The sequence below is a fragment of the Actinoplanes siamensis genome (assembly GCF_016862395.1).
Classification (GTDB): Bacteria; Actinomycetota; Actinomycetes; order Mycobacteriales; family Micromonosporaceae; genus Actinoplanes; species Actinoplanes siamensis.
Genome location: NZ_BOMW01000002.1, coordinates 26,881 through 39,004, shown reverse-complemented (window position 1 = coordinate 39,004; position 12,124 = coordinate 26,881). Strand labels below are relative to the sequence as shown.

At 71.6% G+C, this 12,124-nt stretch carries 16 protein-coding genes and 1 riboswitch; of the genes, 11 read left to right on the top strand and 5 right to left on the bottom strand.

What is annotated here, in order from left to right:
* Positions 1-82 precede the first annotated feature (82 nt).
* Positions 83-856, top strand: coding sequence for an endonuclease/exonuclease/phosphatase family protein (locus Asi03nite_RS00395; RefSeq protein ID WP_203676070.1), 774 nt, complete (start codon positions 83-85; stop codon positions 854-856).
* Between the two features lie 158 nt (positions 857-1,014).
* On the opposite strand, the gene Asi03nite_RS00390 is transcribed toward Asi03nite_RS00395, so the two are convergent.
* Complete coding sequence (locus tag Asi03nite_RS00390; RefSeq protein ID WP_203676062.1) at positions 1,015-1,518, bottom strand: GNAT family N-acetyltransferase; 504 nt, start codon at positions 1,516-1,518, stop codon at positions 1,015-1,017.
* 79 nt (positions 1,519-1,597) lie between these two features.
* On the opposite strand from Asi03nite_RS00390, the gene Asi03nite_RS00385 reads away from it, so the two are divergent.
* Together Asi03nite_RS00385 and Asi03nite_RS00380 are read left to right on the top strand one after the other, a co-directional pair.
* Positions 1,598-2,029 carry a MarR family winged helix-turn-helix transcriptional regulator gene (locus Asi03nite_RS00385; RefSeq protein WP_203676060.1) on the top strand — a complete coding sequence of 144 codons (432 nt, stop codon included), beginning with the start codon at positions 1,598-1,600 and terminating at the stop codon, positions 2,027-2,029.
* Between the two features lie 15 nt (positions 2,030-2,044).
* Positions 2,045-2,464, top strand: a complete 420-nt coding sequence (locus Asi03nite_RS00380) for an organic hydroperoxide resistance protein (protein WP_203676058.1) — start codon at positions 2,045-2,047, stop codon at positions 2,462-2,464.
* Positions 2,465-2,563: 99 nt separating this feature from the next.
* Here the strand turns inward: Asi03nite_RS00380 and Asi03nite_RS00375 are convergent, their stop codons facing one another.
* From Asi03nite_RS00375 to Asi03nite_RS00365, 3 genes are all read right to left on the bottom strand, one after another.
* Complete coding sequence (locus Asi03nite_RS00375; RefSeq protein ID WP_203676056.1) at positions 2,564-3,178, bottom strand: hypothetical protein; 615 nt, start codon at positions 3,176-3,178, stop codon at positions 2,564-2,566.
* 505 nt (positions 3,179-3,683) lie between these two features.
* Complete coding sequence (locus Asi03nite_RS00370; RefSeq protein ID WP_203676055.1) at positions 3,684-4,202, bottom strand: GAF domain-containing protein; 519 nt, start codon at positions 4,200-4,202, stop codon at positions 3,684-3,686.
* Between the two features lie 294 nt (positions 4,203-4,496).
* The gene (locus tag Asi03nite_RS00365; RefSeq protein ID WP_203676053.1) at positions 4,497-4,811 is read right to left on the bottom strand and encodes a DMT family transporter; all 315 of its coding nucleotides are present in this window, start codon (positions 4,809-4,811) and stop codon (positions 4,497-4,499) included.
* A gap of 16 nt (positions 4,812-4,827) precedes the next feature.
* Positions 4,828-4,895, bottom strand: a riboswitch (guanidine-III (ykkC-III) riboswitch).
* Positions 4,896-5,119: 224 nt separating this feature from the next.
* Between Asi03nite_RS00365 and Asi03nite_RS00360 the strand changes: the two genes are divergently transcribed.
* The 6 genes from Asi03nite_RS00360 (at position 5,120) to chrA (ending at position 9,583) form a co-directional block, all read left to right on the top strand.
* Entirely contained in the window at positions 5,120-5,884 is a 765-nt protein-coding gene (locus Asi03nite_RS00360; RefSeq protein WP_203676051.1) for a lysophospholipid acyltransferase family protein, read from the top strand.
* A 31-nt stretch (positions 5,885-5,915) separates the two neighbouring features.
* Positions 5,916-6,284, top strand: coding sequence for a hypothetical protein (locus Asi03nite_RS00355; protein ID WP_203676049.1), 369 nt, complete (start codon positions 5,916-5,918; stop codon positions 6,282-6,284).
* 232 nt (positions 6,285-6,516) lie between these two features.
* Complete coding sequence (locus Asi03nite_RS00350) at positions 6,517-7,176, top strand: AAA family ATPase (protein ID WP_203676047.1); 660 nt, start codon at positions 6,517-6,519, stop codon at positions 7,174-7,176.
* Positions 7,177-7,393: 217 nt separating this feature from the next.
* Positions 7,394-7,942 (top strand): GNAT family N-acetyltransferase, encoded by a 549-nt coding sequence (locus Asi03nite_RS00345; RefSeq protein ID WP_203676045.1) that lies wholly within the window; start codon positions 7,394-7,396, stop codon positions 7,940-7,942.
* Positions 7,943-7,958: 16 nt separating this feature from the next.
* Entirely contained in the window at positions 7,959-8,096 is a 138-nt protein-coding gene (locus Asi03nite_RS37575) for a hypothetical protein (protein WP_239102213.1), read from the top strand.
* A gap of 116 nt (positions 8,097-8,212) precedes the next feature.
* The gene (chrA, locus tag Asi03nite_RS00335) at positions 8,213-9,583 is read left to right on the top strand and encodes a chromate efflux transporter (protein WP_203676043.1); all 1,371 of its coding nucleotides are present in this window, start codon (positions 8,213-8,215) and stop codon (positions 9,581-9,583) included.
* 349 nt (positions 9,584-9,932) lie between these two features.
* Here chrA and Asi03nite_RS00330 read toward each other — a convergent pair whose 3' ends face one another.
* A complete protein-coding gene (locus tag Asi03nite_RS00330; protein WP_203676041.1) occupies positions 9,933-10,478 on the bottom strand; it encodes a GNAT family N-acetyltransferase in 546 nt (181 codons plus the stop codon).
* 85 nt (positions 10,479-10,563) lie between these two features.
* On the opposite strand from Asi03nite_RS00330, the gene Asi03nite_RS00325 reads away from it, so the two are divergent.
* Together Asi03nite_RS00325 and Asi03nite_RS00320 are read left to right on the top strand one after the other, a co-directional pair.
* Complete coding sequence (locus Asi03nite_RS00325) at positions 10,564-11,556, top strand: hypothetical protein (RefSeq protein WP_203676039.1); 993 nt, start codon at positions 10,564-10,566, stop codon at positions 11,554-11,556.
* Positions 11,553-12,056 (top strand): hypothetical protein, encoded by a 504-nt coding sequence (locus tag Asi03nite_RS00320; protein ID WP_203676037.1) that lies wholly within the window; start codon positions 11,553-11,555, stop codon positions 12,054-12,056. The genes Asi03nite_RS00325 and Asi03nite_RS00320 overlap by 4 nt, the downstream gene beginning before the upstream one ends.
* The last annotated feature ends 68 nt before the right edge of the window (positions 12,057-12,124 follow it).

Here is a 12,124-nt window from a genome sequence, read left to right as displayed (position 1 = left end):
ACCGCGCCCGCCATGAAAATGATCATCGTGCAGCAGAGGGCCTTCGTGAACATTCACCTTCTCCGTTGACTAGGGTCGGCCTGTGCGCCTGGCCACCTTCAACCTGTTGCACGGCAGATCACTGTCCGACGGCACGGTACACGCCGACCGGGTCCGCTCCACCGTCGCCGACCTCGACGCCGACGTCCTGGGCCTGCAGGAGGTGGACCGGGCCCAGCCCCGCTCGGGCGGCCTCGACCTGACCGTGCTGTGCGCCCAGGCCCTGCGGGCGCCCGCGCACCGGTTCGCCGCAGCGGTGGTCGGCACCCCCGGACAGACCTGGCGACCCTGGCATGCCGACGCCGACATCGCCCACCCGCAGTACGGGATCGCCCTGGTCAGCCGGTTCCCGGTGCTGCGCTGGCAGATCACCCAGCTTCCCGGGGCGCCGATCCGCTCCCCGGTGCTCACCCAGGACGAGGGCCTGCTGCTGCTCAGGGACGAGCCGCGGGTGCTGCTCGCCGCGGTCCTGGACACCCCGTCCGGGGTGATGAGCGTCGGGACCACGCATCTGTCGTTCGTCCCCGGGTGGAACGTGCGCCAGCTGCGCCACGCGATCCGGGCGATGCGTGCGCTGCCGGGGCCGCGGGTGCTGCTCGGCGATCTGAACATGCCGGCCGGGCCGGTGCGCGCGTTCACCGGCTGGCGTCCGCTGGCTCGGGCGGCGACGTTCCCGAGCGGGTCGCCGCGGACCCAGCTCGATCACGTGCTGGCCGATCCGCGGGGCCGGACCGACCTGGGCCGGGTGGTCCAGGTCCGGACCCCGCACCCGTCCGTCTCCGACCACCGCCCCCTGGTCGTCCACCTGGACCGCTGAGCCGCGCGCCCCGGGCCCCGGCCGGCTCCAGGAGGTCTCTCGGGCCGGTGCGGGACGCCGGGGAGCCATCCGGGGGCGGGCGGCCGCTGGCCGGGGGTGTGGCGGGTGTCCTCGGGCTGGTGAGGTCCCCTGACGGCCAGCCGGTAGTACCGCCGGGATTACTTCCTGGTGCGCAGCAGCACGTCCTCGAGACCGTCCTCCGGGTCCCACTGCTCGCCGATCTTGCGGAAGCCGAAGCCCTTGATCGTCGCCCGCGACCCCACGTTGTCCGGCCTGATGCTGGCCCGCACCGCGGTCACCCGCGGATCCGCGTCGGCGCGTTCCAGCAGCGCCCGCAGCATCGCCTTGGCGTAGCCCTTCCGGCGGTGCTCGGGCGCCACCGAGTACGCCACCTCGACCACCCCGTCCTCGTCCGGCGGCCCGTGGAAGCCGCCGTGCCCGACCACGAACCCCTCGGCGTCGTCGACCGCGGCCCGGGCGATCCACTCCGCGGCCGCCGGGTCGCGGCCGATGTCGTCCAGGCGGATGCGCCACAGCCAGTTCTCGTCGACCAGGTACTGGCTCAGCGGGGTCCCGGCAGCCCGGCTCGCGGCGGACAGATCGCCATCGACGAGGGCAGACAGGGCGGCGGGGGAAAGCGTCACGAATCGGATGCCCGGCATTCCGCGATGATCACACGTCGTAGTGGCCCGCGCCACCAATGGGTTGTGCACAACTTAATTGGGCACTACCGTTCGGGGCATGCGGGAGAGCACGGCACTGGACGAGATGATCTGCTTTCAGCTCTATGCGGCCAGCCGGGCGATGACGGCTCTCTACCGTCCGCTGCTCGATCCGCACGGGGTGACGTACCCGCAATATCTGGTTCTCCGCGTGCTCTGGCACGACGGTCCGACCACTGTCCGTGATCTCGGCCGTGCCCTGCGGCTGGACAGCGGCACCCTGTCCCCGCTGCTCAAGCGGCTCGAGGCGCAGGGCCTGCTGACCCGCGCCCGGGGCGCCGACGACGAGCGCACCGTCCTGGTCAGCCTGACCGATCCGGGTCAGCAGCTGCGGGACGCGATCGGCGACCTCACCCCGGCGCTGCTCTGCGCGGTCGACCTCACCGTCGACGAGCTCACCCAGCTTCAGCACCTGCTCATCCGGGCCAACCGCCCGGGAAGAACCGCCTGAAAGGTGACACCCCCGATGACCGCGATCTACACCGCCTCGGCCACCGCGACCGGCGACGGCCGCAACGGCCACGTCCGCTCCAGCGACGGCGTCCTCGACTTCGACCTCGCGATCCCGAAGGAGATGGGCGGCCCCGGCGGCGCGCTGACCAACCCGGAACAGCTGTTCGCGGCCGGCTACGCGGCCTGTTTCCACAGCGCGCTCAAGCGGGTGGCCAGCCTGCGGAAGGTAACGCTGACCGATACCGCGATCACCGTCGACGTCGGCATCGGCCAGCTGCCCTCCGGCGGATTCGGGCTCAACGTGACCATCGAGGCCGAGCTGCCCGGGCTGCCGGAGGAGCAGGCCAAGGCCATCCTCGAGGCCGCCCACCAGATCTGCCCCTACTCGAACGCCACCCGCGGCAACGTCGAGGTCGCGCTCAACCTCGCCTGATCCGCCGGAGACGGGCGGGCCCGGCGCCGGTGCGGCGCCGGGCCCCTTTCCGGGTGCCGGCTGGCTGCTGGTCCAGCCGGCGACTGCGGGGGTACGGCCTCAGCCGCGCCCGTTCGTCCGCCGGCTCACCTGCCGGCGCGCTTCGTTGGCCAGCTCCGGATAGGTCTGGGCGATCACCGCGAACACCGTGTTACGGATCGCGATCGTCGCCTCCGCGCGCCCGGCCCGGGCGTAGAAGCCGTCGAGCGCCGCGTCCTCGATCGTCGTGACGTGCCGCAGGTAGGTCACCATCCAGCGACGCAGCGTCGCGGCGTCCACCTCCTCCACGGTCACCGGCGGCCGGCCCTGGGCGAGCTTGTTGCGGTGCGCCACGGTCAGCCGGGCCAGTGTCGCGGCCGGCAGCGCCGGAACCCGGATGTCCAGCGCGGCGATCTCGGCCAGCAGCTCGGCGCGTCTGGTCTCGGCGGCCGTCCGCGCGCGGTGCGAGCGCTGCACGAACCGCTCCCGCCAGCGCTGCCACGACTCGGTGCCCTCGGCCTCGACCACGCGGGCCAGGCGGAACATCCGCATCGGCGGCGCCGACCGGAACACCGGGTTGGGTGAGGTGCGATCCGGCTCGCCGAGGAACCGGCGGATGGCCGCTGCCGTCCAGCCGCGCTGGGCCAGCATGCCGGTGCTCAGACAGTCGTCGGTGATGTCGCTGCGCAACTGCATGCGCGACATCCTGTCATGAGTCAATACCTCGATGCAAGGCGGCACCGCGCGGGGCGCCTCCGGGCGGCCGGTCTCAGCGCGTCCGCGGCATCCGGCGGGCGTGCTCGGCCCGCATGGACTCGATCTGCTCGGACGCCGTCGCCGCCGAACGGCGGCGGCTCAGCTCGGCCGGCTGCTCCCGGCTCAGCGGCTCGGCGAACTCCTGTCGCCGGCGCTGCGTCTCGGTGGCGTCGGGTCCGAGCGACGATCGGAAGACCGCGTACGCGTCCCAGCGCCGGGTGCCCGCGCAGGCCCGCGTACCGGACCGCCCGGTCCAACCCGATCCCGCCCGCGCCGCCGCGGACCTTTTCCGGACCGCCCGGTCCGGCTCGCGTCGTCGCCGGCTTTCTTCAGGCCGGGCTGCAGGGCTTCGAGGCGGGTCGGCCACCGGTCGTGCCGGTCTACGGGCCCTTCGGGTGCGTGGTCACCGCAGGTGCTCGGTGCTGGGAGAGGGAGCCGCTGTGGCTCAGTCGCCGCAGGCGCCCCGCAGCAGCTCGACGGCACGGGGCGCCAGGCCCGCCAGCGCGTCCAGGTCGTCGTGGGTGTGCCTGTCCGGTTCCCCGGACAGCACCCACAGAGCGCCGACGGGCTGTCCCCGCAGACGCAGCGGCGCACCGGCATAGCTGCGCACTCCACTGATCGTCACCAGCGGGTTGGTGACGTGTGCCGGATCGTCATACGTATCGGTGATCAGCAGAGGCGCGTCGCCGCGGACCACGGTCGCGCACGGCGCCCACTCCGCGGGCATGCCACCCGCCTCGGCCAACCAGCCGCCGACCCCGTGGGCGGCGGGAATGATCCCGGCGTCGCTGAGGATCAGCGAGACACCCGCGCTGGGCGCGCGCAACACGGCGGCGACGTGAGCCACGAACTGCTGCAACGCGGCAGGACTCTCCCCCTCACGCGGCAGCAGCAGCGCCACCGCGCTCAACCGCTCCCGCCTGGTCAATGCATCCTGGGCAGTGGCGTGGCCGGGGGTGAGCACGATGAGGACCTTCTAACTTCCGGGGAAAGCCGACCGTAGCCGTGGCGGATCGCGCGAACCCGGTCCTGACCAGTGGCAACACGGTTGCGTGCCGGTGCGTTCGGTCCGGGTCGCGCCGGTCGCTGCATTCCTCCTAGAGTCCTAGGATGCCTTAGAAGCAGTGCGGCAAGCCGCACCGGACCCCCAACGACGGCTTCGCCGACCAGCCCAAAATCTTTTGATGACGTACGGCGGTGCGGCCGACGCGGCGGCATGACGCGGGGTGCTGCTGGTTGTCGGGCGTGGCCGGGGCGATCAGTGGGCGTACTTCAGGCCCACCACACCGGCGACCACCAGCAGCAGGCAGAGGATCCGGGCGAGGGAGGTGCTCTCGCCGAGCGCCAGCATGCCGACGATCGCGGTGCCGACGGCGCCGATGCCGACCCAGACCGCGTATCCGGTGCCGACCGGGATGGTGCGCAGCGAGTAGCCGAGGCCGAGCATGCTGAGCACGATGGCGAAGCCGAAGACGGCGGTGGGGACCGGGCGGGAGAAGCCGGCGCTGCGGTCGAGAGCGATCGCCCAGACGGTTTCCAGCAGGCCGGAGACGACGAGCACGAGCCAGGCCATGACGGACTCACCCCTCAAGGCGGTCGTCTTGTCAGGCCGGGTACGACACGCAACTCGTCCGGGGCATCCGCGTCGCGGCGCCGCTATCAACCGTAGCACCGCCCGCGCGGTGGCTTCAGTGACCGATCTCATCCTCGACGTCGCCGCGGGCTCGGGGTCAGCTCGTCGCCGGCGGGCCCGGTGGCCACGGCCGGTTCGCGGGCGGGACCACCGGCCGGACCGGCCGCGGCGTCGCGATTGCGGGGGCGGGCGGATGCGCTGACCGGCTGAGGGAGGCGGGTGCGGGGGCATGCCATCATGGCGCGCCTATGGAGACGTCGACTACCTGGCGACCGCCGCTGCTGTGGCGGTTCCTGCTCACCCTGTCCCGTGTGGTGATCGCGCCGTTGTGCCGGCTGCGGGTGTCCGGTTCGGTGCCGGCGCAGTTGCGGGGCGGGCCGGTGATCCTGGCGGCGAACCACATCAGTCCGTTCGATCCGCTGGTCATGGTGGCGGCGTGTCACAAGGCGGGGATCGCGCCGCGGATCATGATCACCGGTGGGGTGTTCGACGCGCCGGTGCTGGGCGCTGCGATGCGGGCGTGCCGGCACATCCGGGTGGATCGTGGGTCGGCTCGGGTGGCGGATGCTCTGCCGGCGGCGGCGCGGGCGCTGCGGGACGGGGCGATGGTGCTGGTGTATCCGGAGGGGCGGATCGGGCTGGATCCGTGGCTGTGGCCGGAGCGGGGCAAGACCGGGGTGGCGCGGATGGCGGCGCTGACCGGGGCGCCGGTGGTGCCGGTGGCGCAGTGGGGCGCGCACGCGGTGCTGCCCTATGAGGCGCCGCGGAACATCGGGCGGGCGCTGGTGCGGGCGATGGTGCGGCGGCCGGTGGTCCGGGTGGGTTTCGGCGCTCCGGTGGATCTTTCGGCGGTGAGCGGGACGCCGGGGGCGCGGGCGATGCGCGCGACGCGGCTGATCATGGAGGGGATCGACGCGGCTCTGGCGCCGCTGCGGGCCGGTGAGATGGAGATTCCGCGGTACGTGGACGGGACGCGCCCGGTGGACACGTCGCGGGTGCGGCCGCGGGGGTGAGGTGTCGTACCCCGGTGGCAGGATCGGCGGCATGGTGAGAGGCCGGATCGTTGCCGAGAGTCTGCGGCCGGGCGCCGCGCTGGTGGTGCCGGGTCTGGAGGCGACGCGGGTGTCTCGGGTGAGCGTGTCGGCGCCGGCGGCAGGTCAGCCGCCGATCTGGACGCTGCTGGACGTGACCGCGCCGGACGAGCGGGCCGAGGAGTTGGCGGCGGCGCTGAGCGCCGCGCTGGCCGCCGACGGCGGGTGGTATGCGGATTTCCGGGTCGGCGCGGCGCATGTGGTGGTCTTCGCGGGCCGGATCTTCCGGTATGAGGTGGGTGACGCCGCGGGCCGTGAGCAGGCGGTGGCGTACGGGCGTTCGGTGGGTGTCCCGGAGGCTCAGCTGGACTGGGGCCCTTAGCGGCCCGTCCCGGGCCGCCTCGCCGCACTACGCCGAACGGCGGTCGCGCAGGCCCCTTCAGCTTTGACCACCACACCACCTGACGGCGCCACACCGCCGGCGGCGGAACCTGGAACCGGTGCGGCCGCGCCGGCGACGCCCGACGACCGCGGACCACGCCGGACACGATCACCAAGCGGCCAGGTCACCACCCCTGGGCTCGAGAGGGCCGACAACCACCGAAGGAGGAGACGTGCACTCCATCGATACGTTCGTCGTCATCACCGGAGGACCCGGAGCGGGAAAGACCACCTTGATCAATGGCCTTCGGCAGCGGGGATTCCCCTGCGTCGACGAGGCCGGCCGGCAGATCATCCGCGACCAGAGCGCCATCGGCGGAAGCGCCCTGCACACCGCCGACCAGCTCCTGTTCGCCGAGATCATGCTGGCCTGGGAGATGCGGTCCTACCGCCAAGCCGCCCACCACGACGACACCACGGTGTTCTTCGATCGCGGCATACCGGACCTGGTCGGCTACTACCTCCTGCTCGACCGTCCCGTTCCTCGCCACGTCTCCGCCGCGGTCGACCTGTTCCGCTACCACCATCGCGTCTTCGTCGCCCCGCCCTGGCCGGATATCTACGCCACCGACAGCGAACGCCAACAGGACTTCGATGAGGCTGTCCGCACCCACGACGCCATGGTCACCGCCTACACCCGACACGGCTACGAGCTGATCACGCTCCCGAAGACCGATCCCGCCTCCCGGCTGGCCTTCATGCACGAGCAACTGGGCGTCGTCGGCCCTCACCAACCCACAAGCGGAATTCACGGCTACACCCCCCGGAGTCAGCCCGAGCCGCGAACTCGCGACAGTCCGACCACCTCGGCGATTCATCCGAGTCCACGATGAATGGGTTGTCAGCCGGCGACCCTCGGATAGAACGCGGCCGGGCGCTCGATGTCCCGGGGCGTCCACGAGCACGGTCTCGACCATGATGGTGATTCTTGCAGGATCACCATCATCCTAGGATGCGCTAGAGGCAGTGCGGCAAGCCGCACCAACCCCGAAAAAGGCCGGCTTCGCCGACGAACCGAAAACCCTTCTGATCGCGGTACAAGGAGGCACCATGACGCTCACCCACCGGCTCGCCACCCGGGCGGATCTGCCGGAGCTGCGGGCGCTGATCGAGGCGGCGATCGCGGAACTGCAGAAGGGTTTCCTCGACGACGAACAGATCGCGTCCAGCCGGGCGATCATGGGGCTGGACACGGCCCTGATCGACGACGGGACGTACTTCGTGGTGGAGGCCGAGGGACGGATCGCCGGGTGCGGGGGCTGGAGCCGGCGGGCCACGCTGTACGGCGGGGATCACTCCGCGGGGCGCGACGCGGCCCTGCTGGATCCGGCGCGGGATGCGGCGAAGGTGCGGGCCATGTACACCCATCCGGACTTCACCCGCCGCGGTATCGGCCGCCTGGTCCTGGCGTTGAGCGAGTCGGCCGCGGCGGCTGAGGGTTTCCGCATGCTCGAGCTGATGGCGACGCTGTCGGGCGAACCGCTGTACCGCGCCGCCGGTTTCGTGCCGGTCGAGCGGCTGGCCGACGGTGCCGGGGGAGCGCCGGTCCCGCTGGTGCGGATGCGCAAGCCGGTCACGGTGGGTACGTCCGCGCGGTGAGCGTCACGCCTTCGCGGTGGCTCTGAGCTGGGCGGAGGCGACCCGTTCGACATGCGCGGCGTCGGGCTGGGCCACCACGGTGACCGGTCTGGTCTTCGACGGCCTGTACGAGTATCACCGCCGCGCCCTGCTGCTGGACCGTCCACCAGCCTGACCTCTCTGCCGGCCGCCACTTTCTGCGGCCGGACCGCTCGACCGCAGAAAGGCGCTGATGAACAGCACCGAACCGTCGCCTCACACACCGCCGACCGGTCGTCATCGACGGGCCCGGTGAACCAGCGGCCGGCCCGTGACGTGGTGCCGTTCAGGGAGGCCGTCAAGGCGTGGTTGGTGATCTCGTTGCAGACCTTCGGCGGCCCGGCCGGGCAGATCGCCGTCATGCAACGGCACCTGGTCGACGGGCACCGCTGGATCGGGCAGAAACGGTTCCTGCACGCGCTGAACTACTGCATGCTGCTGCCCGGCCCGGAGGCCCAGCAGTTGGCCATCTACGTGGGCTGGCTGCTCAACGGCTTGCGCGGCGGCCTGGTCGCCGGCACGCTGTTCGTGCTGCCCGGCGTGCTCGCGCTGCTCGCCCTGTCGGCGGTGTATGTGGGGTTCGGCGACACCACCGTGGTCACCGCCCTGTTCGCCGGCCTCGCCCCGGCCGTCGTCGCGATCGTCGCCCAGGCGGTGTGGCGTGTCGGCAGCCGCGCGCTGACCAGCCGGCTCCTCGTCGGCTTCGCCGTGGCGGCCTTCCTGTCATTGGCGGTGTTCGGGGTGCCGTTCCCGATCGTCGTCGCCGGGGCCGGCGTGGCCGGCTGGGTGCTGCACCGCTGGCGGCCCGCAGTGGTGACCACCGGCGGCGGGCACGGCAGCGCCAAGGACGGCCCCCAGCCGTTGATCTCCGACGACGCGCTGCACCACGACCGCCCATCGGCGCGGCGCGCGCTGGCCATCCTGACGGTGGGGCTGCTGGCGTGGTTCGTGCCGGTCGCCGTGGTGGCCGCACTGGCTGGCGTGAACAGTGTCTACACCCGGCAGGGGCTGTTCTTCTCCGGCACCGCCGTGGTGACCTTCGGCGGCGCGTACGCGGTGCTCGCCTTCGTCGCTCAGCGTGCCGTGGAACATTACGGCTGGCTGGCCGCCGGTGACATGGTCCGTGGTCTGGCCCTCGCCGAGACCACCCCCGGACCGCTGATCATGGTGGTGCAGTTCGTCGCGTTCCTGGGCGCCTACCACGATCCCGGTGGCCTGAACCCGTGGGCCGCCGGGATCGTCGCCTCTTTGTTGACGACTTGGGTGACGTTCGTGCCGTGCTTCCTGTTCATCCTGCTCGGCGCGCCCTACGTCGAGCGGCTGCGTGGCAACCACGCCCTGTCGGCGGCTCTGACCGGCATCACCGCCGCGGTGGTCGGGGTCGTCGCCAACCTCGGCCTGTACTTCGCCGTGCACACCCTTTTCGCCGAGGTGCGCGAGGTGACCGGCGGGCCGCTGCACCTGCAACTGCCCGCCCTCGCCACGATCCGCCCGGTGCCGATGGTCATCGCCGCCGTCGCCGCCGTTCTCGTCTTCCGGCTGAAATGGTCGGTCCTGCGGGTGCTCGGCATCAGCGCCGCCCTCGGCCTCGCCGCCGGGCTGGCCGGCTTGCCCGGCATCTGACGCGGCGTCGGTTGGCGTGCTGGCCGGGGTCGTCGTGCTGGTGGCCGGCTGCACGGAGTCCACCCGGCCAGAAGTCGGTCGGGAAGAGGGTCAGCACCGTCGACCCGAACACCGTCCGGCAGCTCGACGGCATCGAGGTGGGGCGCGCCTTCATTGTCGGGGCGGGCAGGGCCGGTCCCGTTCGGCGGCACGCGGCGGGAAGCCGAACGGGACGCTACCGTCCTGCGGTCCAGGGTCGCCCTTTCGACCGGTTCGAATAGCTTGTGCCGGGGACGCCACTCTCCACGATCGCCCATAGTGCCAGTGGTGGTTCCGATGTTCCTCAACTGGTGCAGAGGGGGTGTCGGGGTTACTGGTCGGGTGCGCCCGCGGCGCGCAGGGTGACCGCGTCGGGCCAGGTGACGCGGAGTTTGACGGGGGTTCCGTCGAGGACGCCCGGTGGTGCGCCGGTGACCGGGGCTCGGTCGGTGATGCGGCCGCCGAGGGCGGTGTAGAAGCGCTGGGCCCGGTGGTTCTGTTCGAGGACCCACAGGTGGACGGGGCGGCCGGGGGTGGCGACGGTGGCGGCGTGGGTGAGCAGGGCCCGGCCGAGGCCGGTGCGCTGGCGGTCGTGGGCGACGTGCAGGTTGTCGATCAGGGCGCCCCAGTGCGGGTCCTCGTCGGGGGTGATGTGGACGAAGCCGGTCAGCCGTCCGGGTTCGACGGTGAGGAAGGTGCGGTCGGGGCCGGGGGTGGCCAGGCGTCTGGTCCAGACGGTGAGGCGGTCGTGGTGGACGTCGCCGTCGAGGAAGGTGTCGGTGTAGGCGCCCCGGTAGTGCCGGCGCCAGCTGTCGGCGTGCAGGGCGGCCACCGCTGGCGCGTCGCCGGGGCCGGCGGGTCGCAGGTGTGTGGTCATGGCCGGCACTCTGGGCCGGTGGTGGGCCGGCCGGTGGGCCGGTGTTTTCCGGCGGGTGGGGAATTGCGCTCCGGTTCGTTGGCGAATGAGCAACAATGGGTGGCGCCGGGTGGCGTGGGTTCGTAAATTCCCTGGTCCGTCGTGGACCGGTCAATTGTCGGTCGATTGGCGTGGGCGGGGAAATCGGGTTTCTGCGGAAAGAATCTCAGATATGACTGATGTTGTCGCGCCGTCGTTCGCATCGGCGCACGAAGATGTGTTGTTCGATGTTCCGTATTGCAGTGCCGCTCCGTTCCACGAGTTCTACGGCAAGGGTCCTCCGCCTCGTCGGCTGGGCCGGGGGTGTGCGTGGCAGTCGTTCGAGGCCGCTCGGCTGGTGCAGGAGCGCACCGGGGTGAAGGCGACCCTGTTGTTCTCCGGCCGGCATGTCGCCGCGGTGTATCCGCGGGCTGATGACCTGGTGGTGCTCGATCCGTATCTGCTGCATCGTGAGCCGGTGGTGCTGAGCCGGGCCGCCGCGGTCGAGGGCGTGGTGACGGCGGCCGGGGACGCGTTTCCGTTCCGGACCGGTGCCGGTGGTGAGCCGAGGCCGTCGCGGTTGAGGCTGACGTGGACCGTGGCGAGTGGGGTGCTGCACAGCGAGTACAGCCGGTTCAGTCCGCGGCTGGGCCGGTATGTGACTTTCCGTGCGTTCACTTTCCGGCCGGGGGCGACGTTGCCGTTTTTCCCGCCGCCGCGGGGCCTTGTTCGCCGGTTGATTCTGCACTCGGAACAGAACAATGTGTCGATCAGGTGTGTCGATCGGGGCAGTGGCCGGTTGCGGGAGCTGGTGTTGCCGTTGAGCGGGCGGCCTCGTGAGTGGCTGGTGGACCGGCGTTCTCTGATCACCAGGGACAACCAGGGGGCGGTGGGTCGTGGTGGGACGGAGGAGTTCCGGCGTGATCTGGCCGGGATCTGCGCGTGTGTGGGCAGTGATCCGGAGGAGCTGATCGGCTATGTGCTCGGTGCCGCGCAGCTCTATGCCGCGACGGCGCCGGAGGATCTCGTGGTCGCGGAGTATCGCGTGGAGGACGAATGAGTGCCGGCTCGTTCTTCCTGGCCGGGTTGATGCAGGGGGCCCGGCCGGGGGCGGAGGTGGCGGACCAGGATTATCGGCGGCGGCTGCACGAGGTCATCAAGCGGCATCGGCCGGATGCGGTGGTGCACGATCCCGCCGAGATCTTCGCCGACTGGTTCGGGGCGGATGAGGCCCGGATCCGCGCGGCTCATGCGGGGCTGGCCGGGCAGCCGGTGGTGCGGCGTGACCGGCTGGATCCGGCGGTGCTGGATCTGATCGCGGGTTTTCACCGGATGGCCGATCTGGCCGCCGCGTCGCAGGTGTGTGTGGCGTGGTTGCCGGGCCGGGAGCCGAGCATGGGGACCGCTGCCGAGATGCAGCGTGCCTACCTGGCCGGGCGGACGGTCGTCGCGGTCACGCAGCTGCGCCAGACGCTGGCGGTGCTGGCGTGTTCGACGGTGATCGTGCCGGATCTGGCGGCGTTCGAGCAGTGGCTGGTGTCGGACGGGCGGTCACCGTGACGCTACGGGCGCGGCGCGCCGCGGTGGTGTCGGGTGGCTGGTGTGTGGCGTGCGGATCCGGCCGTGGT